20 protein-coding genes are annotated in these 21,541 nt (G+C 55.6%); 12 read left to right on the forward strand and 8 right to left on the reverse strand.

Going from position 1 to position 21,541, the window contains the following annotated elements; translation table 11 throughout:
* Positions 1-703: 703 nt before the first annotated feature.
* Together LRS11_RS16700 and LRS11_RS16705 are read left to right on the forward strand one after the other, a co-directional pair.
* Positions 704-1,147 (forward strand): disulfide bond formation protein B, encoded by a 444-nt coding sequence (locus LRS11_RS16700; protein WP_260494023.1) that lies wholly within the window; start codon positions 704-706, stop codon positions 1,145-1,147.
* Positions 1,144-1,788 carry a DsbA family protein gene (locus tag LRS11_RS16705; protein ID WP_045733417.1) on the forward strand — a complete coding sequence of 215 codons (645 nt, stop codon included), beginning with the start codon at positions 1,144-1,146 and terminating at the stop codon, positions 1,786-1,788. The genes LRS11_RS16700 and LRS11_RS16705 overlap by 4 nt, the downstream gene beginning before the upstream one ends.
* A 78-nt stretch (positions 1,789-1,866) precedes the next feature.
* Here the strand turns inward: LRS11_RS16705 and cadR are convergent, their stop codons facing one another.
* Positions 1,867-2,319, reverse strand: a complete 453-nt coding sequence (gene cadR / locus LRS11_RS16710; protein WP_017675702.1) for a Cd(II)/Pb(II)-responsive transcriptional regulator — start codon at positions 2,317-2,319, stop codon at positions 1,867-1,869.
* Positions 2,320-2,554: 235 nt separating this feature from the next.
* Between cadR and LRS11_RS16715 the strand changes: the two genes are divergently transcribed.
* From LRS11_RS16715 to LRS11_RS16735, 5 genes are all read left to right on the forward strand, one after another.
* Positions 2,555-4,837, forward strand: a complete 2,283-nt coding sequence (locus LRS11_RS16715) for a heavy metal translocating P-type ATPase (RefSeq protein WP_260496938.1) — start codon at positions 2,555-2,557, stop codon at positions 4,835-4,837.
* A 16-nt stretch (positions 4,838-4,853) separates the two neighbouring features.
* Positions 4,854-5,216 (forward strand): DUF3703 domain-containing protein, encoded by a 363-nt coding sequence (locus tag LRS11_RS16720; RefSeq protein ID WP_260494024.1) that lies wholly within the window; start codon positions 4,854-4,856, stop codon positions 5,214-5,216.
* A gap of 17 nt (positions 5,217-5,233) precedes the next feature.
* Positions 5,234-5,695, forward strand: a complete 462-nt coding sequence (locus LRS11_RS16725; RefSeq protein WP_260496939.1) for an isoprenylcysteine carboxylmethyltransferase family protein — start codon at positions 5,234-5,236, stop codon at positions 5,693-5,695.
* 404 nt (positions 5,696-6,099) lie between these two features.
* A complete protein-coding gene (locus LRS11_RS16730; RefSeq protein WP_260494025.1) occupies positions 6,100-7,425 on the forward strand; it encodes an OprD family porin in 1,326 nt (441 codons plus the stop codon).
* A gap of 192 nt (positions 7,426-7,617) precedes the next feature.
* Entirely contained in the window at positions 7,618-7,851 is a 234-nt protein-coding gene (locus LRS11_RS16735) for a hypothetical protein (protein ID WP_260494026.1), read from the forward strand.
* 272 nt (positions 7,852-8,123) lie between these two features.
* Here LRS11_RS16735 and LRS11_RS16740 read toward each other — a convergent pair whose 3' ends face one another.
* Positions 8,124-8,714 carry a DnaB-like helicase N-terminal domain-containing protein gene (locus LRS11_RS16740; RefSeq protein ID WP_260494027.1) on the reverse strand — a complete coding sequence of 197 codons (591 nt, stop codon included), beginning with the start codon at positions 8,712-8,714 and terminating at the stop codon, positions 8,124-8,126.
* Positions 8,715-8,823: 109 nt separating this feature from the next.
* Here LRS11_RS16740 and LRS11_RS16745 point away from each other — a divergent pair, with 109 nt between their 5' ends.
* Complete coding sequence (locus LRS11_RS16745; RefSeq protein WP_260494028.1) at positions 8,824-9,183, forward strand: hypothetical protein; 360 nt, start codon at positions 8,824-8,826, stop codon at positions 9,181-9,183.
* On the forward strand, positions 9,184-9,495 hold the full coding sequence (locus LRS11_RS16750; protein ID WP_260494029.1) for a hypothetical protein: 312 nt from the start codon (positions 9,184-9,186) through the stop codon (positions 9,493-9,495). It begins immediately after the preceding gene.
* A gap of 170 nt (positions 9,496-9,665) precedes the next feature.
* Here the strand turns inward: LRS11_RS16750 and LRS11_RS16755 are convergent, their stop codons facing one another.
* The 4 genes from LRS11_RS16755 to LRS11_RS16770 form a co-directional block, all read right to left on the reverse strand.
* Complete coding sequence (locus tag LRS11_RS16755) at positions 9,666-12,788, reverse strand: efflux RND transporter permease subunit (protein ID WP_260494030.1); 3,123 nt, start codon at positions 12,786-12,788, stop codon at positions 9,666-9,668.
* A gap of 11 nt (positions 12,789-12,799) precedes the next feature.
* Complete coding sequence (locus LRS11_RS16760) at positions 12,800-13,141, reverse strand: P-II family nitrogen regulator (RefSeq protein ID WP_017675710.1); 342 nt, start codon at positions 13,139-13,141, stop codon at positions 12,800-12,802.
* Between the two features lie 14 nt (positions 13,142-13,155).
* Complete coding sequence (locus LRS11_RS16765; RefSeq protein ID WP_260494031.1) at positions 13,156-14,745, reverse strand: efflux RND transporter periplasmic adaptor subunit; 1,590 nt, start codon at positions 14,743-14,745, stop codon at positions 13,156-13,158.
* Between the two features lie 153 nt (positions 14,746-14,898).
* Positions 14,899-16,146, reverse strand: coding sequence for a TolC family protein (locus LRS11_RS16770; RefSeq protein ID WP_409519820.1), 1,248 nt, complete (start codon positions 16,144-16,146; stop codon positions 14,899-14,901).
* A gap of 592 nt (positions 16,147-16,738) precedes the next feature.
* On the opposite strand from LRS11_RS16770, the gene LRS11_RS16775 reads away from it, so the two are divergent.
* The 3 genes from LRS11_RS16775 to LRS11_RS16785 all read left to right on the forward strand — a co-directional run bounded on the left by LRS11_RS16775 (position 16,739) and on the right by LRS11_RS16785 (position 20,202).
* On the forward strand, positions 16,739-17,413 hold the full coding sequence (locus tag LRS11_RS16775; RefSeq protein WP_017675714.1) for a heavy metal response regulator transcription factor: 675 nt from the start codon (positions 16,739-16,741) through the stop codon (positions 17,411-17,413).
* Positions 17,410-18,813, forward strand: coding sequence for a heavy metal sensor histidine kinase (locus LRS11_RS16780; protein ID WP_260494032.1), 1,404 nt, complete (start codon positions 17,410-17,412; stop codon positions 18,811-18,813). The genes LRS11_RS16775 and LRS11_RS16780 overlap by 4 nt, the downstream gene beginning before the upstream one ends.
* Before the next feature lie 129 nt (positions 18,814-18,942).
* Positions 18,943-20,202 carry an OprD family porin gene (locus LRS11_RS16785; protein ID WP_260494033.1) on the forward strand — a complete coding sequence of 420 codons (1,260 nt, stop codon included), beginning with the start codon at positions 18,943-18,945 and terminating at the stop codon, positions 20,200-20,202.
* 75 nt (positions 20,203-20,277) lie between these two features.
* On the opposite strand, the gene LRS11_RS16790 is transcribed toward LRS11_RS16785, so the two are convergent.
* Both LRS11_RS16790 and LRS11_RS16795 read right to left on the reverse strand, forming a co-directional pair.
* Positions 20,278-20,721 carry a DUF411 domain-containing protein gene (locus LRS11_RS16790; RefSeq protein ID WP_260494034.1) on the reverse strand — a complete coding sequence of 148 codons (444 nt, stop codon included), beginning with the start codon at positions 20,719-20,721 and terminating at the stop codon, positions 20,278-20,280.
* Positions 20,711-21,541 carry a cytochrome c gene (locus LRS11_RS16795; protein ID WP_260494035.1) on the reverse strand — a complete coding sequence of 277 codons (831 nt, stop codon included), beginning with the start codon at positions 21,539-21,541 and terminating at the stop codon, positions 20,711-20,713. The genes LRS11_RS16790 and LRS11_RS16795 overlap by 11 nt, the downstream gene beginning before the upstream one ends.

Below are 21,541 nucleotides of genomic sequence, written 5' to 3' on the forward strand. Positions count from 1 at the left end.
CCTGAGAATGATCTCATGCGGGACAATTCGTACGACGACCGTATTTTCAATGAGGCTAGGCTCAAACCTCCCTCCCCCACTTAATGCCTACCGACATCAACGATGCCCAGCCGTACTATTACAACTCAAGCAGTACTTGCACTGAGCCTGGCATTACTGCTGGTCATGGTCTGGCATACATCTTCCTTGTTGACGGGTACAGAGCCGCAAGCGGGATTCAAAAGCGAATCCACGCACAGTAGTTTGTCCACAGATACAGCCCCCTCTTGCTCATGGTGTGAAGATCATCGGCACTCGCCGGTGACTGCTGACCATGTGCATGAAACCCCTTACCTCGGGCCGTTGCTTACCCTGCCTGCCCAAGCAGAAAACAACGCACTTGCGGCTATTTCGGATCAAGCTACGCCAGTTCGCCCTATCTACCTGATTGAGCGCCCTCCACGATCCAGACGCGTGATCTAGACAAAGCCGCATTGCGGCCAAAGACCACTGCAATCCAGGATCAACTTATGCAATCGCTTTCTCCTCGCTGGTTCGTGGCTCTGTCCGCGCACCTACGCCGCCCGGCGCTCTTATCGCTGTTCGCCATCTCGTTGATGGTTATGGGCATGGCAGATGCACGGGCTCAAGACGTCACCACAAGCGGTATAGCGCCAAAGCTAGTTTCCGCGCCATCCACCTCAGTCGAGGGCAGGTGTCAACCATGAAGGAAGCAGAGACAAACACTCACGCTATCAACCCCTGGGGACTGCTACTTATGGCCTGGGGTATTGCGCTTGTTGCAACTTTAGCCGCGCTGTTCATCGGCGAGGTCATGGGGAAAACACCCTGCGTTCTCTGCTGGTTCCAGCGCGCATTCATGTTCCCACTGGTCGTGATTCTGGCCGTTGGTTGCTACATCTCAGATTTCGGCGTCTGGCGCTATGCGTTGCCAGTTACCGTCGTGGGTTGGCTCATCGCGCTTTACCACAGCCTGCTCTACCTCGGGATCATCCCGGAGAGCATCAAGCCCTGTGGTGCAGGCCCATCATGCTCCAGCGCTGACATGATGATTTTCGGCAGCATACCGCTGCCACTGCTTTCGCTGGGTGCATTCACCCTTATCGCTGTTCTTCTTGTTCTCATCCGCCGGAGGTCTTCCCTATGAGCAGACGTGCAATCGTCCTCGTCATCAGCATTCTTACTGCGCTCGGCTTCGCTGCTGCGGCATTCGTTTATGATCGATATTCGGCAAGCGAAGAAACTCCGCCAGCGGCCCCGGCAACCAGCTCCTTGGTGCGCTTCCATTCGCCAGTTATCGGTGCCGCTACTGCGCCAGTAACCATTGTTGAGTTCTTCGATCCGTCCTGCGAAGCCTGCCGTGCCTTCTTTCCACTGGTTAAGCAGATCCTGGCTGAGAACCCGAAAGATGTGCGCTTGGTGCTGCGTTACGTCCTCTTCCATGAAGGCTCTGAAACAGCGGCAAGAATCCTTGAAACTGCGCGTAAGCAGGGGGTCTATGAGCCGGTTCTGGAGGCAATCATGGCGGCTCAACCGCAATGGCACAGTGACCCTCAGGTGCTCAAAGCCTGGGAGGCTGCTGAAGCTGCAGGCTTAGATGTGGAAAAGGCCCGCGCAGAGATGATGGCTACCGATATCACCGAAACGCTTAAAACAGACGCCCAGGATGCCCAAGCTGCTGCCGTGCGCCAGACGCCCACGTTCTTTGTGAATGGCAAGCCGCTCCTGAGCTTTGGTGCACAGCCACTGATTGATCTGGTTAAAGCTGAAATCGAACAAAGCAAATAAGCGCTTGCAGTCTGTAAACAAACCCGCACCACCGCCTGCAATGTCTCGTGCCGAGTACTGCAGGTGGTGGCGCATTGTTTAGTGGCGATGGCTTTTCCCAACGTGGGTATGGCCATCATCTGGAAGTGCACTGACTCCGCCGGTGGTATTCAGGCGCTGGAGAATTCCACACTCGTCTACACCCCGCTCAGAGGCGCAACGGTGTCGTAACTCAACCAGCTGTTGTTGCAGTGCCAGGAGGCTGGTCACTCGCGCTTGCACATGCTCGATGTGCTCATCCACTAAGCTATTCACACCCTCACAGTTCCCCTCTGGCCGATCCATCAGCGCCAACAAGCTTCTGATCTCGTCCAGGGTCATGTCCAGTGTTCGGCAATTACGAATAAACGTAAGCCTCTCAAGATGCTCACTGCTGTAAAGACGATAATTGCCCTCGCTGCGAGCCGGTGTCGGCAACAGCCCTTCACGCTCGTAATAGCGAACCGTTTCAACCTGGCAATCGGCAAGCTTGGCCAGCTCTCCAATTTTCATGAAATACCCCTTCTACAAACTCTTGACCCTGTAGTGGCTTCAGGGTGTTCACTCTACAGCACTGACCAATAAGGATACCCCCATGGCTGGTTGCTGCAGTGATGAACAAAAACCTGAAGCGGTTTCAAAGGATGTCTGCTGTGACCCCAGCGGCGCGTTTAAGTGCTCGGCCACGGCAACTACAACGGTAAATGCCATGGTTCGCTCCAGGCTCAGCAGTTTCCGTATTGAACAAATGGACTGCCCCACCGAACAGACGCTGATTCAAGACAAACTGAGCAAGCTGGCTGGCATAGACAAGCTCGATTTCAATCTGATCAATCGCGTTCTTGGGGTATGGCACAGCTTGCCGTCGACCGCTCTTATTGAAGCGGCGATCTCATCCCTAGGTATGCAAGCAGAACCGCTCTCTGCTGAGGGGCAAGCCCGCATCACAATCGAACAGATGGACTGCCCAACGGAAGAAAAGCTGATCCGCGACAAGCTCTCCTCCCTGACCGGCATCAGCGCGCTGGAGTTCAACTTGCTTCAGCGCGTATTGACGTTTAGCCACACAGCAGAAGCATTGCCAGCAGCCCTGGCAGCGATTCGCGACCTTGGTTTCACGCCAGTGGTTGAGGGTGCAGCAACAGTAAACGATGAAGCGCAAGCAGCGCCGCGCAAGAAGGCTTGGTGGCCTGTAGCGCTATCCGGTGTGGCTGCCGTATCGGCTGAAGTGCTGCACTTCGCCGAGCTTGCACCTGAGTGGGTTGTGGCCGGTGTGGCGCTGCTCGCCATTCTGCTGTGCGGCCTGACGACCTATAAAAAGGGTTGGATTGCGCTGAAGAACCGCAACCTGAACATCAATGCACTGATGAGTATTGCGGTTACCGGTGCGGTGCTGATTGGGCAATGGCCGGAAGCCGCCATGGTCATGTTCCTCTTTTCTGTGGCCGAGCTGATCGAGGCAAAATCGCTGGATCGGGCTCGTAATGCCATCCGCGGCCTGATGGATCTGACCCCAGAGCGCGCCACGGTGCAGCAAGCAGACGGCTCATGGCTTGAAGTTGAGGTTAAAACCATAGCCTTAGGTGCATTGGTCAGGGTTCGGCCTGGCGAGCGGATCGGCCTCGATGGCGAGGTGACTTCCGGCAACTCCACCATCAACCAAGCGCCGATCACGGGGGAAAGCCTGCCCGTAGAGAAAACCGTCGGAGACCCGGTTTTTGCTGGCACCATCAATCAAGCAGGCTCGCTGGAATACCGCGTCGTGGCAGCCGCTACCAACACCACGCTGGCACGCATCATTCACGCGGTCGAAGAGGCACAGGGTTCACGTGCTCCGACCCAGCGCTTTGTCGACCAATTCGCCAAGGTATACACCCCTGTCGTATTCCTATTCGCCCTGGCTATCGCCATTGTGCCGCCACTCTTCATGGCCGAACCCTGGTACGACTGGATCTATCGTGCCTTGGTACTGCTGGTGGTCGCTTGCCCTTGCGCCTTGGTTATTTCAACGCCCGTCACCATTGTCAGTGGCCTGGCTGCGGCTGCGCGCAAAGGCATTCTGATCAAAGGCGGTGTCTACCTTGAAACCGGCGGCAAGCTTGGCTTCCTGGCACTCGACAAGACCGGCACTATTACTCACGGCAAGCCGGTGCAGACCGATTACATGCCGCTGGTTGATCAGGACTCAGAAGTCTACCGCACACATGCCGCCAGCCTCGCCAGTCGGTCTGACCATCCGGTATCGCAAGCGATAGCCAAGCATGCCAGTAAGAATGGGCTGGCGTTTACCGCCGTTGAAGGATTCGAAGCCCTGCCTGGTCGAGGTGTACGGGGCACCATCGACGGCACAGATCTTCATCTGGGCAACCACCGCCTGGTGGAGGAGCTTGGTCTCTGTTCACCAGAGCTTGAAGCGACACTGGAGCGCCTCGAACGCCAAGGCAAGACGGTGGTGGTGCTGTGCAATCAGCAACGTGCGATTGCCATGTTCGCCGTTGCCGACACAGTCAAAGACTCCAGCCGCATGGCAATTGAGGAGTTACACGCACTCGGGGTGAAAACCACGATGCTGACAGGTGATAACCCGTACACCGCAGAAGCTATCGCAAAGCAGGTCGGTATCGATGAGGCACGCGGCAATCTCCTCCCGGTCGACAAATTGCAAGCCATTGAGGCATTACAAGCCCGCGGCTTTGTTGTCGGGATGGTCGGTGATGGGATCAACGACGCGCCGGCGCTGGCAAAGTCTGAAATCGGTTTTGCCATGGCCGCCGCCGGCACGGACACCGCTATTGAGACCGCAGATGTAGCGTTGATGGATGACGACCTGCGCAAAATTCCGGCTTTCATTCGCCTGTCCCAGCAAACCGCTGCCATCCTCAAGCAGAACATCGTGCTAGCGTTGGGGATCAAGGCCTTGTTTCTCGTCATTACGCTCACGGGGCAAGCCACCATGTGGATGGCCGTCTTTGCAGACATGGGCGTTAGCCTGCTGGTGGTGTTCAACGGCCTGCGCCTGCTTAAAAAGTAGGGCCGGAGGATTGCAGATGAAAGCAGCATTGCAACTCGCAGTTGAACAAGCCTTTCAACAGGCAGAGCACGCCATGCAGGAAAAGCGCAGTACAGAGGCCTTTCAATGGCTGGAACGCACGCACATCCTGACCCAACGCCACCCCTTGCTGCATGCCAGGTCGCACTGGTTGATGCTCATACTCGGATGGCAGACTGGCGACTATCGCGAGGTCGCGGGGCAAATACCCCGCATTTTCGCGGCCCTGCTGTTCTCCAAGATCTGGGTGCCGATTGGTAACACAGGCCGCTCCAGAGTCAGTGCTTTCAGGCCCATGCCGGTTCCTGAAGAACTGCAGGCCCTGCTTGCAAACGAAGATCCGACCCCATCCAATCGGTGATTGCATCCATGCTGTCTATGCGCACGCTTGAGAACAAAATACCCCCACCCATTATTGCCGCCCTGCTTGGAGGGCTAATGTGGGCGGGATCTATCTTTGCTCCAAGTCTCAACACAGCCTTTTCAGCGCGCGTGACGGCCGCTCTGTTGGTGCTCTGCATAGGGGTTTTCTTTAGCCTTGCAGGAGCGCTGTCTTTTCGGAAAGCGAAGACAACCGTCAATCCGTTGAAGCCTGAAACAGCCTCAGCGCTTGTGAGCTCGGGTATCTATCGGTACTCACGCAACCCGATGTATGTCGGCTTTGCGCTGTTTCTCACGGCCTGGGCTTGCTACCTGGCATCACCGCTTTCGTTGCTCGGCGTACTGGGCTTTGTCCTGTATACGAACAAGTTCCAAATCGCCGCCGAGGAGCGAGCGCTGAAGGCTCTATTTAAGGGCGACTTCTTGGCCTACCAGGCGAAAGTGCGCCGCTGGCTATAAGTCATTGCTCATCACAAGAGCAGTAATCTGTTTACTCGCGCGAGTTCAGCCACAACGGCGACCTAGACGATCTTGCGACTGACAGCTGTTCATCTACACAGCGCTACCGTGAGCTGACTGACCTCCTCGTTAACCACACAGTCAATTTAAGACTGAGATTTCTCACGTCCTATGCGTCGTATTTTCGTTGAAAATACGCATGTAAATGTCGCTTTAAGACAACTTTTATTGCCGGCTTATGAAGATTACAGAATTGTAATCTTTCAATCATCTCCAAGTTATCTTCGCCTTGCAAGGATAGGACTCAGCCCCCAAAGGTGCAGAGCGCTTGAGGGTGCGCAACCAATAAGAACGCAATGGCGAAAAAACTAGACCTATAACTGCCAATTATAAAGGAGCAATAAATGCTTAATAAAACCAAGCTATCCCTTGCAGTATTTTCGGCGATTGTCAGCTCAACTCCTCTTATGGCGGCTGCAGAAGAGCAAGCCGAAGGTTTTGTAGAAGGTAGCAGTTTCAATATTCTCAACCGTAACTTCTACATGAACCGTGACTTTCGTAAAGGTCAGTCGAGCAACACTGAAAATGGCTACTCTGAGGCATGGGCCCACGGGATCATTGGAAAGTTTGAATCGGGCTTTACCCAAGGCACTGTAGGCTTTGGTATTGATGCCTTCGCCATGCTCGGCCTTAAGCTGGATACCGGTGATGGTCGTTATGGTCCAGGCGGCAGCATTAACCTGCTCCCTGTAAACAGTGATGGCGAAGCTGAAGACAATTACTCCAAAGTCGGCGGTGCAGTAAAAGCCCGGCTACTCGACACTGTTGTCAAAGTGGGTGATGTATTCCCCATGACGCCAGTGGTTCACTACGGTGACGCCCGCCTGCTGCCGGAAAGCTTTCGCGGCGTTACGGTTGAGAACACCAGCTTTGATGGTTTGACCCTTCAAGGTGGCCGCCTGCATGCCATGAGCCAGCCGCAAGTCAGCACAATGCGCGATGAGTTCGCAACATTCTACGCAGGCTCCGTCGCATCCCCATGGGTTGCCTATTTCGGTGGTGACTACGCGCTGAACGATAACCTGCGCTTCAGCCTCTATAGCAGCCAACTCAAGGATGCGTGGAAGCAACACTATGCCGGTACGTCCTTCACCTACCCGCTGACCGACAGTGTTTCCTTGTTCGGTGGTTTGAACTACTACAAAGCTGTCGATGACGGCCAACAGCTGCTGGGCGAGTTCGACAACGATATCTACAGCGGCAAAGTGGGCGTGCAATTCGGTGCACACAGCGTTGCCCTGTCGCACCAGCGCAACAACGGCGACGATGATTTCGACTACCTGCGCCAGTCTGATTCCATCTTCCTCGACAACTCCATTCAGTACAGCGACTTCAACTCGCCGAAAGAGAAATCCTGGATGCTGCGCTACGACCTGGATATGGCCAGCTATGGCGTTCCTGGACTGACCTTCATGACGCGCTATGCGCTGGGTACAGATGCGGATTACTCCGACGCCAACAATGTGTATATGCGTCGTGATGCCGATGGTAATCCGCTGACCGACCAGAAGCGCTGGGAGCGCAACATCGAAGCCAAGTACGTCGTACAAGCTGGCTCGCTGAAAGATATGTCCTTCCGCGTTCGTCAGATGACTACCCGCGCAACGGATTACGAGTCGGATCTGGACGAGGTTCGTCTGATCGTTGAGTACCCACTGAGCGTGCTCTAAAAATGGATGGGCGGGCGGGCTCTAAAAGCCCTGCCCGCTCATGCATAACAAGATAGACAGTTATTAGATTTCAAGAATGTAATGTTGGGCTCACGCTGCTGTTAGCTTCACCCCCGTAAAATTCATTCGAACTTGCAGAACTTGTCCATAAACCTCGACAAGCGACTAATTGAATTTTACGAGGCCTGCCTTATGAAGATGTTGAAAGCCCTAGTTATTGGATCGGTACTTCTTGTCGGATCCACACAGATTTATGCTGCAGACGGCTCTGGACGCTCAATTAAAATGAATGAAAAGTTCAGAGCAGATCAAAAACGAATTCACGGAACTGAGCGCGCCGCTAAAGCGGCGGACGAGTTAAAAGCTAAGGCCACCAGCCAAGATCGGATCGATACCGATACTAAAAAAGAAACCAAAGCTGACTAGCTGCTCACTTCCGAACGTTGTTCACCTCTAGAAGCTCCCGAGCTCCTTTGGAAAGAGGTGTACCCTAAGCGCCCTTCGGGGCGCTTTTTTTATTTAATCTTTTAATAATAAAAGAGATTTACTGAGAATATAAGCTTCCACGCTAGGCAACTAACCCTACTCTTCCGCAAGTAATTCATATCTGCAAAAAATCATCGCAGTCAGCGTATAGCAAGACAGGAAAATGATACGTACCGAAGGCCTTTACATCCAATCTGCACCGATAGTGCTGGTCACAGAGTCGCGTGCTCTATAACGGATTCATCGTAGACATAGCAGACGCGCTGCCCGAGCCAGGAATGCGGAAACGGTTGCTCCTGCCGAATCGTGTCATCGATGGTGGCAACCCATGACTTGCCGTGCGAGAGCCCGCAGCGCTTGGCCTCTAGCAGGCTGCATAGTCGGCGTTGGCTCTGATAGGCCTCATTGAGGCTGGAGCGCAATACACCAAAACCTCTGAGTAGGCGGGCCAGGCCGCTCACCTGCTCGAAACGAATCGGCGTCTCCGTGGCCAGTTGCCCAAGCAATTGAATCCCACCTGCGGCCTGGTAATGCTCGTCCGACTCAAGCAATTCAGAGAGCGTCAGGATGTCGATGGCTTCGCCGAGACTGGCCAGCGTCTCCATAGCCAGGTAAATCCGGCAATGTGGATATCCCTCGAAATCACCGGGATCGATAATTTCTGCCACCAAGCGTAACGCCTCACCATTGAGCATCAGGTAGCCTAGCAGATGGCGCTCTGCGAGATGGGCTGCCAGGGCATAGGCCGGGTCGAGGCGAATCAAGCTGGGGCTGGTCAGGGCGGAGTCAAGCGCGAGGGACATTTGTACCTTTGTACCTTTTCTGGACAGCTATGAAGCGGGGTTACGACAATAGCGCGCATTGTACGGCCCTCCAAACACGGAGCGGCGCGGCAGGAAAGGAACTCAAGTCATGCTTTACCTTACCGATGTGCAACCTGCCTATTGCCCAAAGTGCGGCAAGCCCATGGAGCCAAGGCTGCATGGTTGGGAAGCACAGGATCGGTTCTACAACGCCAAACAACCATTTATCTGCGATTGTGGCGCGCGTTATCTGCTCAATGAGAATGCCATTGCCAATGCACTCGATCACGCCGAGTCAGTAGGCGGTGATGCCGGCTTCGATCGCGCAGCCAGGATGAACGTGTTGTCCGAGTTGTACGTGATTCTCGGTGCTCTCGACGCCCCTGAGGCGGTACTGGACCAAGTATTAGCCGCAGCCGAAGGTGATGCACTGCCGTACTCCACGCTGCTCCCTTTCGAGAAGAAATAAATGGACAGAATTCATTGGTTTGCCGTTTCAAATTCCGAGCAGAAGCAGTTCCCCGAATGGAGGCGCACTTTCGGTATTAGCGACAACGGCATCGTCTTCGTGCCCGCGGCGATGGCCGGTGATGATTCAGAGTTGAACGTCATGCTCTGCGCGGCTGCCGAAGGCCAAAGCACAATCGTTCACCTCGATCATCACTTCGTGCCCAGCAACTGGCTCAAGCGAGAGTTCCCCAAACATTTCGAGCTAATCGAGATTATCGAGGCACGTGCACAGTTGACGCTGGCGGCAGCCTTTCAGCAGCACGAGGGCTAAGGGCTCCTCTGATCAGGGCTTCTTGGCGATAACTAAGAGCCCGGCCACGATCAATCCCGCTCTGGCCAGCATAGGCACAGTCACCGCCTACATTAAGTGGTATTTCCGGTAAGCAAAAAGCCCCGCTCAAGAGCGGGGCTTTTCAGTTGCACACGAATAGCGCTGTGAACTTAGCGCAGGCGATGGGCCAAGCGGTAGAGCAATGGCAGAACCAGCAGCGTCAGCGCTGTTGAGGACAGAATTCCGCCAATTACCACCGTCGCCAGAGGTCGCTGAACCTCAGCGCCGGTGCCAATGGCAGTGGCCATTGGAATAAAGCCCAGAGACGCCACCAAGGCAGTCATCAGCACCGGCCGTAGACGCGTCAATGCGCCTTCGCGAATGGCCTCGTCCAGCCCCATGCCGTTCTCACGCAAACTGCGAATAAAGGAAATCATCACCAGGCCGTTGAGTACCGCGACACCCGACAACGCAATGAAACCCACCCCAGCAGAGATCGAGAGCGGAATATCACGCAGCCACAAGGCCATGATCCCGCCTGTCAGCGCGAAGGGCACGCCGGTAAATACCAGCAGGCCATCTTTGACATTGCCGAACATCATGAAGAGCAGCGTGAACACCAGCAGCAATGAGACCGGCACGACAATCTGCAGGCGTTTGGCCGCCGACTGGAGCTGCTCGAAGGTGCCGCCCCAAGTCGTCCAGTAACCTGTAGGAACACTCACCGCCTGGGCGATCTTGCTCTCGGCCTCGGCGACAAAAGAGCCGATATCGCGACCGCGAACGTTAGCGGTGACCACCACGCGGCGCTTGCCACTTTCACGGCTGATCTGGTTCGGCCCCGGTGCGGACACCACGCTCGCCACATCAGCCAAGCGCACAAACCCTGGGCCATCCAGCCCATCGCCATTGGCCAGACGAATAGGCAGCTGCTGGATCTTGTCGACATCATTGCGCCACTCGTCCGCCAGGCGAACTTGGATATCGAAACGCCGGTCACCTTCAAACAGCGCACCCGCCTCGCGCCCGCCGATGGCGGTGGAAATGGCGTCCTGAATCTCCGAGACATTCAAACCGAATCGTGCGGCTTTCTCACGGTCGATTTGTACGCTGAGCATCGGCAGACCGGTGGTCTGTTCGACCTTCACATCGGCTGCACCCGGAATACCCTCCAGCACCTCGGCGATTTGCTCGGCGGTCTCGTTCATCACATCCATGTCGTCGCCAAACACTTTCACCGCGACGTCACTGCGTACGCCGGAGATCAGCTCGTTGAAGCGCATCTGAATGGGCTGGGTGAACTCGTAGTTGTTGCCGGAAACCTGTTCAACCGCCTCCTGCATGGCCGCAACCAAATCGGCTTTGCTGCGATCAGGATCGGGCCACTGGTCACGTGGTTTAAGCATGACAAAGTTGTCCGCCACGTTTGGCGGCATCGGATCTGTAGCAATTTCAGCGGTTCCCAGCTTGGCGAACACCGTATCAACCTCAGCAAAGGATTTGATCCGTTGTTCGAGCTGCACTTGCATGTCAATCGCTTGCGAGAGACTGGTGCCTGGAATGCGCAAGGCATGCAAGGCGATATCGCCTTCATCCAAACTCGGCACGAACTCGCTGCCCATGCGCGAAGCAGCCAAACCGGAAAGCACCATGATGACTGCTGCGATAGTCAGGACTAACGGCTTACTGACCATGACCCAATCCAGCAGCGGCGCGTAGCCTTGCTTGACCCAGACCATCAAGCGGTTTTCTTTCTCGCTGACATTGCCATTGAGGAACAGCGCAACAGCCGCCGGGACGAAGGTCACCGAGAGGATCATGGCCCCCAACAGGGCGGTCACCACGGTGAACGCCATCGGGTGGAACATCTTGCCCTCCACACCGGTCAACGCAAAGATCGGCAGGTACACCACCATGATGATCAGTTGACCGAACAGCAGCGGACGACGCGCTTCCTTCGACGCCGCGAACACCTCATGGAAACGCTCGTTACGGGTCAGCGTCCGGCCCGCTGTGGCTTGGGCGTGAGCCAGACGCCGCACACAGTTCTCGACGATCACCACGGCACCATCGATGATGATGCCGAAGTCGAGCGCGCCGAGGCTCATCAGGTTTGCGCTGACTTTGTTGCTGACCATGCCCGTGAAGGTGAACAGCATCGACAGCGGGATCACCATCGCAGTGATGAGCGCTGCACGGATGTTGCCCAGGAACAGGAACAGGATCGCGATAACCAGCAGAGCGCCTTCGACCAGGTTCTTTTTCACCGTGCTGATGGCTTTGTCGACCAATACGGTACGGTCATAAACCGTCTTCGCCATGACCCCTTGCGGCAGGTTGCGGTTGATTTCCTTCAGGCGCTGGTCGACCGCCTGCGATACATAGCGGCTGTTCTCACCAATCAACATGAAGGCGGTGCCGAGCACCACCTCCTGGCCGTTCTCAGTAGCGGCACCGGTGCGCAGCTCCTTACCCAGGCCAACCTCGGCCACATCACCGATGCGCACAGGAACGCCATCGGTGTTCTTGATGATGATATTGGCGATGTCGGCAATACTGCCTACCTGTCCTGGGGCGCGGATAAGATACTGCTCGCCGCTGCGTTCGATGTAGCCCGCACCAACGTTGGCATTATTGCTTTCCAACGCAACCACAATATCCTGCAGGCTGAGGCCATGGGCGACCAAGCGCTCCGGCATGGGTGAGACCTGGAACTCCTTGGCATAGCCGCCAATGGTGTTGATCTCGGTAACACCTTTAACGGTTCGCAGTTGCGGCTTGACGATCCAGTCCTGAATCTCACGCAGATCCATCGGTGTATAGGCGCTGCCATCCGGTTTTTTCGCGCCGTCTTGCGCCTCGATGGTCCACATGTAGATCTCGCCCAGACCAGAAGCGATGGGCCCCATGCTTGGCGAGAGTTCGCCGGGCAGGTTGCCACGGGCTTCCTGTATCCGCTCATTCACCAACTGACGCGCAAAGTAGATGTCCGTACCGTCTTCAAAGATGACCGTGACCTGCGACAACCCATAACGCGAGATGGAGCGCGTTTCCTGCAAGTTGGGCAGCCCCGCCATGACCGTTTCAATCGGGAAGGTCACACGTTGTTCGGTCTCCAGTGGCGAGTAGCCCTTGGCCTCGGTATTGATCTGCACCTGCACGTTGGTGATATCGGGAACCGCATCAATCGGCAGTTTCTGGTAGCTGTAAACACCCAACGCGGCCATGCCGAGCACAGCCAGCAAAACTAGCCAGCGCTGATCGATGGCGAAGCGAATTAATCGTTCGTACATATCAAATTTCCCTAAAGCGCAGCATCACCGCGCTCTCCAGTACGGATGCGCAATACGTCGGTCAACGGGGCTACGGCGACGATTCCATCACCGGGTACACCGGTGTGAGCAGCCTTCTCGATGGCCTGGACGATCTCATCGACAACCTCGTCGGAACAAAATGCCACCAGCACGAGGTGCTGATGGGCGTCGGGGTTCCACTCGTCGGCGATGTAACTGTGATCCTTACCATGGCCACGCGGATGACCATGAGCGGGCAGGATGGTGAATCCCGGCAGGTGTGGCAGCGCGTGTAACGCTTGCTCGACGGCCTCAAGCCGGATCGGGCGAAAAATAGCGGTAACTTGTTTCATGGCTCGACTCCGGATTAGTGGTCATGGCTCGCGCCGGCTTTGCCAAGCTCAGCCTTGATCAGGAAGCTGTTCTTCAGTGCGTAACGATCCCCCGCCTTCAGCCCCGAGATAACCTCGACGAAGCGGCCGTCGGATTTGCCCAACTCAAGCGGCCGAGCTTCCAGCTGGCTATCGAAGCGGCCGAACACCACCTGCCAATCGCGAACGGTCTGGATCGCTTCGACGGCCACTGCAACGGGAACCTCGTTCTCCTCGGCAATCACCTCGACCGTCACCGGCAAACCAGGCCGCCATAGCCGATCTGGGTTGGCGAGCACGATGCGAGCAGTCGCCGAGCGGGTTTGCGCCCCAACCAGAGCGCTGACATACGAAATACTGCCCTCTGCCTTGGCGGCGAATGCGCTGGAACTCACGACAACGTTTTGCCCTTCGGCGATTACGCCCAAGTCTTTCGCCGCCACAGTTGAGTCCACCCATACGGTCGACAAATCCGAGACGGTAAAGACGGCGGAATCCTCTTTGAGCACTTCACCAACAGAGATGCTTTTGCTGGTTATCACGCCATCGATAGGGGCACGAATCTCGAACTCGGTGAGATTCTGGCCTTTGGCTGGGGCACCGCCCAGCGAGGCTATTTGTTGCTGGACGCGCTGCACTGCGATAGCGGCTTCCTGCATGGCAACCTGCGCCTGCAGGAAGTCCTGTTCGGCGGAAATCTTCTCTTCCCACAATTGCTTTTCGCGCGCATAGGTCGTGCGGGCAAACGCCGAACGCTGCTGCGCAGCCAACAGCTCGCCACGCAGCTCGGCAAGTGCCTGGCTGGATATCTTGGCCAGCACCTGACCCTTGCGGACCGTATCGCCAGCGCTCACTGCCACCGAGTCGACCCGACCGGCAAGTTGCGGGGTCACCTGAACGGTGCGGTCACCGTTGTAGCGAACCTCGCCCAGAATTTGCAGCGTGGAAGCGATTTTTGCGGGCCCCGCAGTGGCTAGCGTGACACCACCCTGTTCAAGCTGCGCATCCGTCATGGTCACTCGCGCCTCAACCTGCTCGTAACCGAACGAGTAGCTCTTGCCACTGTGCTTGGCACTGATGGAAACCTGGAATGAATGCGGCTCTACAACCGCGGCATCGCCACGCAGGTAGTCATTCTCTTTGCTGAAATTGATAATTTGTGCAGGTTGACCAAGGCGCGACAAGGTCACTTGCACCTTGCTGTCCGCAGGATTAAGAAGCTTGCCGTCCAGGTAGGTATAGAGCCTGAACTGAGGCTCTACGCCTTCCTCAAAAATCGTCACTTCAAGCGCATAATCACCCTCAGTGAAAAGCTTGCCGCCATGCTCGCCCTTGGTGGGTTCTACGGTTTCATGGTGCTCTTTATCTGCATGCTCGTCGGCCTCTTCATGCGCCTCTGGCGAAGCATCCCCATGGTGTTCGGGATCTGCGTGAGCCGATGCATCCTCATGACTTTCATCATGGCCATGGCCTTCCTCCCCGGACTGACCTGGGCTGCCACTTAAAATCAGACCCGCCACAGCCAAACCGATGGCGACAACGGCCGCAATCATCAGCCACTGTTTTCTGGGAGTTGTTGATGCCATTGGTAACTCCAAATTATCAAAAGTATTGAATTTGACTCATGCCCCGACGGCGACTGAACGGGCTCAATAAGCATGCAACCGCCCGGAACGCAGGTGAGGCTTCATGCCGTATGGCGCGACCGCCTGAGGCGTTATGTAGGTCTGCGGAGATGCTTATTTTTTGAATTCGACGTTGAGTTGGGAACCGTAGATTTTCTCCAAGCTCACCCAGGCCGAAATAGCTTCATCCAGGGTATTCAGGTACTGGGAACGCATGCTCACAAGGGTGCGCTGAGCATCGAGCACATCGATAAAGGCAAACTTACCCATCTCAAACCCCCGCACGGCACCCTCTACCGCTTGCTGCGCCGTCGGCAGCAATGTGCGGCTGATCGAGTCGACTTCACCTCTAGCGTTTTCCCATTGCTCAAACGCCTGCTGAGCCTCCGCGCGCATGCGAAGCTCTGTGGCATTGCGCAAATCCCGCGCCTGGTCAGCCCCTTGAGCAGCGGCCAACACATTGCCCTGGTTGCGGTTGAACAATGGAATAGGCATCGACAAGCCGAGCAAATTGACGCGCTCGCCAAGCCCTTCGTCGTATTGGCTGCCAACGCTGACAGTTAGGTCTGGAATGCGTTGCGACTTTTCGAGTTCCAAGGAAGACTCGGCACGCTGGATTTGCATGCTGGCCAGCCGCAGGTCCGCTGTATCTGTTATGCGTGCAAGCATCTCAGCCTGCGACGGCAGGTACGGCAGGCGCTCAAGATCACCCTCGACATGTTCGAAGTTCGGCGTCTTGGCACCCGTTATGAGCGCCAGTTGCTTGTAGGCATTGCTTCGATTGAGGCGTGCGCGATTCAGCTCCAGTTGAATTTCCGAAAGCTGCACCTGAGCACGCGAAATTTCGATTGGCGAAGCCTTGCCGGCCTTTACGCGCCCTTCGACCACCTGAAGTCCGCGACGGGCAAGGTCTAACGACTGAGTGGAAAGCTGCAGTCCTTCCTGGGCACGCAGTGCCGAGTAAAAGGCCTGGATAACCTCAGCGCGCAAGGTATTTTTCTTACGCTCTAGGTCAATCGCCACAGCGTCCTGATCACGTTCAGAAACATCGATGCGCGCGCCACGCTTGCCGCCCAGCTCAATTGGCTGAGATACCTGAATGCTGGTAACGCGCGACTCACTGCGCGTGTCCTCAACGCTCCAGGACAGCTCAGGATTTGGGATCAGCCCAGCCTGGGTACGAGCGCCTTTGGCAATGCCAGTATTCCATTGTGCTGCAGCGAACTCCTGGTTCTCGGTGAGCGCTTGCGCCAGCGCCTCCTCAATCGTTATTGATTGCCCGACTGATTCAGTAGCAATTGTTGTCACTGGAGCAATCAACAATGCGGCCAGTAGGCCTGAAAATACACAGAGCTTACCTATGCCTACACCATAACCGGCGACTGTTTCTACATACACTTAAAAGCCCTCCGCAGAACTAACTCTGCTGGAATAAATGAAGGCCTTGCTATTTATTTAGCCTGAGAAATCTCGCAGGTTATTACTTAGGAAAATAAGTAGAAAGCCAATTCCCGGCAGAATGTAGTGCTCTATGCCTATCAGCAAGGTGACTGGAAAATTACAAATACGTTATCCAGCACTTTTTCAGGTGGGGCTGTATTAGTATTGGCAGCGCTCAAGAGAGCAGGTGATTTAGTGTCCAGCAACAAATAGAAACAAACGCAGATAAATAAGGATTGCCCCGTTCCTAGCGCCACGGGGCAGCCCTGCCAGTCCAAAGTTGGGTGTTTTGGATGAGTTCGAGACGTGCGACACGTTGTCGCTAACCCCATGGAGCCCAGTCAAAACGCGCATTACGGCTTGACCCTAAAGCCGCTACAGGCTTTAGCCTTGGCGAAACCTGAAACGCCTCAGGTCATGTCAGTGACCACCGATTAAAGAATTAAAACCACTCTGCAGCCACAACAAAAGAAAATCTAAAAAATACTGGCCGCACATTTTAAGGTGAATATTTATGCGAATCCTTATTGTCGAGGACGAGCCCAAGACTGCCGAGTACTTACACCAAGGATTAAGCGAAAGTGGCTATGTAGTTGATAAGGCTGCCACGGGAGTTGACGGCCTCCATCTTGTTAGGCAACACGCTTATGACTTGGTAGTGCTTGATGTAAACCTTCCGGAAATTGATGGCTGGGGTGTGCTTGAGCATATACGCAGCAACAGCAGTACTCGCGTAATAATGCTGACCGCACGCGGCCGCTTAGTGGATAAAATTAAAGGCTTGGATTTGGGCGCGGATGATTATTTAGTCAAACCGTTTGAGTTCCCTGAATTACTTGCGCGAATTCGTACGTTGCTACGGCGAAGCGAACAAATTCCTGTACCGGAAGTGCTGCGGGTAGCCGACCTAGAACTTGATCCGGCTAGGCACCGCGCGTTCCGTGGCGAACAGCGCATCGACCTGACTACCAAAGAGTTTGCGTTGCTGCACCTACTGATGCGCCGCTCTGGGGAAGTGCTATCGCGCACCCAGATCATTTCACTTGTCTGGGATATGAATTTTGACTGCGATACCAACGTCGTCGAAGTCTCCATCCGCAGGCTACGTGCCAAAATTGATGACCCGTTCGATAACAAGCTGATCCACACCCTCAGGGGCGTCGGTTACGTGCTTGAGGAACGAGCATGAAGCCGGCCAGTCTATCCATGCGCCTTGGCCTGTCGGTCAGCCTAATGGGTGCTGCGTTGGTGGTTCTGCTGGCGGCGCTCGCATATTTCGCGCTTACCCATGAGCTGGATTCCCTGGCGAAGAAGAGCCTTGATGGCAAACTAGAGCAGATTCAGCACAATCTCGCCGATGACATGAGCGCTCATGCAATTGCTCAGCAGCCTCATGCACTGTTGGACCTGGTCATGGGGCATGACAACCTGCACTTGACGATTTACGGGAAAAAGTCAGGTACCAAGTTGCTCCTTAACCTTGGTAAAAAATCCTTGGAACCCGTTCTTGCCAACATACCGGCAGGCGATACCCCTAATTACCGGAGCTGGGCCGATGCTGATGGAAACAACTTCCTGACCGCATCCAAAGTGATGCTACTTAACGATGGCGACCACGTCAGAGTCTTGCTCTCAATTGATCGATCTGCCGACGAAGCGCTGCTCAGCGCCTACCTCAAGTCAACACTGATCGCACTCCCTCTTCTGCTCGCGCTGATTGGCATGGGCGCATGGTGGATCGTGCAGCGAGGCCTTTCTCCGCTCCGGCAATTTCGGCAGGTTGCATCGCTGATCTCCACACAGGATCTGACCCACCGAATTTCTGTGGATAAGCTTCCGCAAGAACTCAGCGCGCTGGCCCACGGCATCAACTTCATGCTGCATCGACTTGATGGCGGCGTTCAGCAGCTATCGCAATTCTCTGATGACTTGGCCCATGAGTTGCGTTCGCCCATCACCAACCTGATGGGCAAAGCCCAGGTAACTCTCTCCAGAGAGCGTCCGCCAGAGGAATACAAAGCCGTACTGGAGTGCTGTACAGAAGAGCTTGAGCGCGTCACCCGGATTGTTTCCGACATGCTGTTTCTCGCTCAAGTCAGCCACCCGGCGTCCCTGGTTCCCTTCGAGAAGATTGCCCTAGAAGATGAGGCAAGACGCGTTGTGGATCTGTTCAGCATCTCCGCGGAAGAGAAGCAGATCAGTCTGAGCATTGCCGGAGCAGGCCTAACCTTCGGTGATCGGCTGATGGTGCAGCGCGCGATTTCAAACCTGTTGTCCAATGCGATTCGACATAGCCCCATCGGCGCAAACATTTCGTTGCTGATCGAAAAGCACAGCGAAACCGTATCGTTCTCGGTGGGAAACCCCGGGATTGGCATTCCCGCACAACACATCCCTCATTTGTTCGAACGCTTCTACCGCGTCGATACCAGCCGCTCTCGTGCCGAAGGTGGAACAGGGCTTGGCCTGGCAATTGTTCGCTCGATCATGAGCCTGCATCAGGGCACGGTCGAGGTCAGCAGCCTGCCAGGCAGCTTCACCGTGTTCCGTTTGATCTTCCCCAAAGTCCGCAATGGTTCCTCGACCTAGACCCTGCAGGCGTACAGGCATAACGACCAGCCGAAGATTGGCTGCAGAGGAACCCGCCCCTATTCGGAGAGCACGGCATACAGCGACGGCTCCCCGATATGCCAACCCCCTGAGCATGGAGAAACAACAATGAAGAAGACCCTCTTGGCAGTCGCGGTGAGTACTGGGGTACTCAGTCTTAGCCAGCCAGCCTCCGCTGAATTTTTTGCAGACAGCAAAGCCGGTCTGGAAGCGCGTAACTTCTATTTCAATCGCGACTTCCGCCAAGACTCAGCCAGCCAATCAAAGCAGGAAGAATGGGCCCAGGGCTTCCTGCTGCGCTATGAATCCGGGTTCACCGACGGGACCGTCGGCGTGGGCTTCGACGCCATCGGCATGCTTGGCCTCAAGCTGGACTCCAGCGCCGACCGCTCAGGATCAGGCCTGCTCAAGCGCGATAAAGAAGCGCCTCGTGCCGCGCAGGATGAATATGGCGAGATGGGTTTAACCGCGAAGCTACGTGCTTCGAACAGCGTGCTGAAATTGGGTACGCTGCAACCCAAGCTGCCAACCGTCCAAGCTAATGACTCGCGCCTACAGCCACAGACCTTTCAGGGCGGGCATCTCAACTCGTTGGAGATTGATGGACTGACCTTCGATGCAGGCCAGCTCAAGCAAGTAAGCCAGCGCGACTCATCCGATAGCGAGGACCTCAGCATTACCAGCGGCTCGGCCCGCGCTATCAGTGGCGGTGGAACCCAGACGAGCGATGAGTTCAGCTTTGCCGGGGCGACCTACAAATGGAACAGCAACCTGGCCACCGGCTACAACTACGGTAACTTGGACGAGTTCTACAAGCAGCATATTTTCACTGTCCTGCATACCTTTCCGCTAGGTGACAAACAGTCGCTAAAAACTGATCTTCGCTACGCCCGCTCCACCGACGAAGGCAACAGCAACGTCGACAACAAGGCATTCGGAGCAATGTTTACCTACGCCTTTGGTGGCCACGCCCTCGGTATTGGCTACCAGAGCATGAGCGGAGACACCGGCTACGCCTACATCAACGGCACTGATCCGTTCCTGGTCAATTATGTGCAGATCGGCGACTTTGCCAACAAAGACGAGACCTCATGGCAGGCCCGCTATGACTTCAACTTTGCCAGCGTTGGCATCCCTGGTTTGACGTTCATGACCCGTTATCTGACCGGCGACGATATTGATCTAGGCGCAGGCAACGCCAATGGTAAGGAGTGGGAGCGCAATACTGACATCGCCTATGTCTTCCAGGACGGCGCGCTGAAGAATCTGGGCGTGAAATGGCGCAACGCCACACTGCGCTCTAGCAATTTCGGCAACGACGTTGATGAGAACCGTCTGATCGTCAGCTACACCCTTCCGCTGCTGTAGTCGTCATGGTCCGAGCGCCGCACTGGCTACCCAGTGCGGCGCTCGCAGTTTGTGACAATACGGATGAGTGGCTTACTACTTTGCAGGGTACTCAGCGACAACCTGGTCAGCACCTGCTTGAGTCAGTCCGATGACTTGGTAGGCGTGCTGCACGCCGCCAGTCTCCATTCCCGGAGAGCCAGCCGGCATCCCGGGCACTGCGATTCCGACCAATTCATTGCGCTTGGTGAGCTCGACTACCTGGGCTGCCGGCACGTGGCCTTCGACGAATTTCCCGTCAATCACAGCGGTGTGGCAGGACGCCAACCGCGGCACGACGCCCAGCTTATGCTTCACCGCGGTCATGTTGCTTTCGACATGATCGACGACCTTGAAGCCATTTTCTTCGAGATGTGAGATCCACTTCTTGCAGCACCCACAATTGGCATCACGATGCACATCAATGGTCAGGGCATCCGCTGCTTGAACTGTGGATGCCGCGAAGAGAGCGGCTAACAATGCGAGATTTTTAGCTTTCATGTACGTGCTCTTTGCCATCGGCATGGGTGTGGGTCTTGGGCGCGCCATTCGGGGCTTGTTCGGTGTGATGATTTTCGGCGCTACTGCCGTTGGTGGAAGTCTTATCTCCAGCATGGTGGTCATTGCCACCGGCGTCCGAAGAGTGGTGGCCAGCTTCTGGGGCGGAGCCACCCTCGTCATCCGTAGGTACGGTGTCGTGGTGACCAGGCGCTCCGGCATCACCGGAGCCATGATGGTCTTCGCTACCCTCAGTGTTGCCATGTTGTCCCTCATGGTTATGCATTTGGGTCTCACCACCGCCATGCTGGTGACCGCTACTGGACGCTACGAGCGCTTGGTATTGCGTGGCATCCATCTTCGGCAATTGATTGAGAAAGGCCACCATGCCCCAGATGTATTCGTCCTCCATGCTCTTGCCCCAGGCGGGCATACCTGATGCTTTGATGCCGTGCTTGATCACCCAGAATGCAGCAGAGGGACTGCCATCAATACCGATCTTGGCCAGGTTGGGTGGGGCTGGATAAAGCGATTGGCTCAACTCTGTTTGCGCTACACCCGGTGCCAAATGGCAACCGATACACATGGAGTTGTAGTTGCCTGCCCCGGCACGAATGATGGCCGGATCATCGAGCTTGGGAACCTCGATATCCCGAGAGCGCACCTCGATGGACCGATCACGGGCCATCGTCAGGAAGGCATGAACAGCTGGAAAGTGGGGATCATCTGCCCCCACGTTGACCAGCCCAGAATAGGCTCCGGCCAGGACTGCTGCGCTGCCGACAACACCTGCTGCCACTAAGGTTGTAATTGTTCTTTTCAT

Origin of the sequence: Pseudomonas sp. J452, assembly GCF_024666525.1 — a bacterium.
Lineage (GTDB): Bacteria > Pseudomonadota > Gammaproteobacteria > Pseudomonadales > Pseudomonadaceae > Aquipseudomonas.

Bases quoted from the DNA above. Each gene is read 5' to 3' on its own strand.
- LRS11_RS16700 (WP_260494023.1), top strand. From the start codon at position 704: ATGAAGGAAGCAGAGACAAACACTCACGCTATCAACCCCTGGGGACTG.
- LRS11_RS16705 (WP_045733417.1), top strand. From the start codon at position 1,144: ATGAGCAGACGTGCAATCGTCCTCGTCATCAGCATTCTTACTGCGCTC.
- cadR (WP_017675702.1), bottom strand. From the start codon at position 2,319: ATGAAAATTGGAGAGCTGGCCAAGCTTGCCGATTGCCAGGTTGAAACG.
- LRS11_RS16715 (WP_260496938.1), top strand. From the start codon at position 2,555: ATGGACTGCCCCACCGAACAGACGCTGATTCAAGACAAACTGAGCAAG.
- LRS11_RS16720 (WP_260494024.1), top strand. From the start codon at position 4,854: ATGAAAGCAGCATTGCAACTCGCAGTTGAACAAGCCTTTCAACAGGCA.
- LRS11_RS16725 (WP_260496939.1), top strand. From the start codon at position 5,234: ATGCGCACGCTTGAGAACAAAATACCCCCACCCATTATTGCCGCCCTG.
- LRS11_RS16730 (WP_260494025.1), top strand. From the start codon at position 6,100: ATGCTTAATAAAACCAAGCTATCCCTTGCAGTATTTTCGGCGATTGTC.
- LRS11_RS16735 (WP_260494026.1), top strand. From the start codon at position 7,618: ATGAAGATGTTGAAAGCCCTAGTTATTGGATCGGTACTTCTTGTCGGA.
- LRS11_RS16740 (WP_260494027.1), bottom strand. From the start codon at position 8,714: ATGTCCCTCGCGCTTGACTCCGCCCTGACCAGCCCCAGCTTGATTCGC.
- LRS11_RS16745 (WP_260494028.1), top strand. From the start codon at position 8,824: ATGCTTTACCTTACCGATGTGCAACCTGCCTATTGCCCAAAGTGCGGC.
- LRS11_RS16750 (WP_260494029.1), top strand. From the start codon at position 9,184: ATGGACAGAATTCATTGGTTTGCCGTTTCAAATTCCGAGCAGAAGCAG.
- LRS11_RS16755 (WP_260494030.1), bottom strand. From the start codon at position 12,788: ATGTACGAACGATTAATTCGCTTCGCCATCGATCAGCGCTGGCTAGTT.
- LRS11_RS16760 (WP_017675710.1), bottom strand. From the start codon at position 13,141: ATGAAACAAGTTACCGCTATTTTTCGCCCGATCCGGCTTGAGGCCGTC.
- LRS11_RS16765 (WP_260494031.1), bottom strand. From the start codon at position 14,745: ATGGCATCAACAACTCCCAGAAAACAGTGGCTGATGATTGCGGCCGTT.
- LRS11_RS16775 (WP_017675714.1), top strand. From the start codon at position 16,739: ATGCGAATCCTTATTGTCGAGGACGAGCCCAAGACTGCCGAGTACTTA.
- LRS11_RS16780 (WP_260494032.1), top strand. From the start codon at position 17,410: ATGAAGCCGGCCAGTCTATCCATGCGCCTTGGCCTGTCGGTCAGCCTA.
- LRS11_RS16785 (WP_260494033.1), top strand. From the start codon at position 18,943: ATGAAGAAGACCCTCTTGGCAGTCGCGGTGAGTACTGGGGTACTCAGT.
- LRS11_RS16790 (WP_260494034.1), bottom strand. From the start codon at position 20,721: ATGAAAGCTAAAAATCTCGCATTGTTAGCCGCTCTCTTCGCGGCATCC.
- LRS11_RS16795 (WP_260494035.1), bottom strand. From the start codon at position 21,541: ATGAAAAGAACAATTACAACCTTAGTGGCAGCAGGTGTTGTCGGCAGC.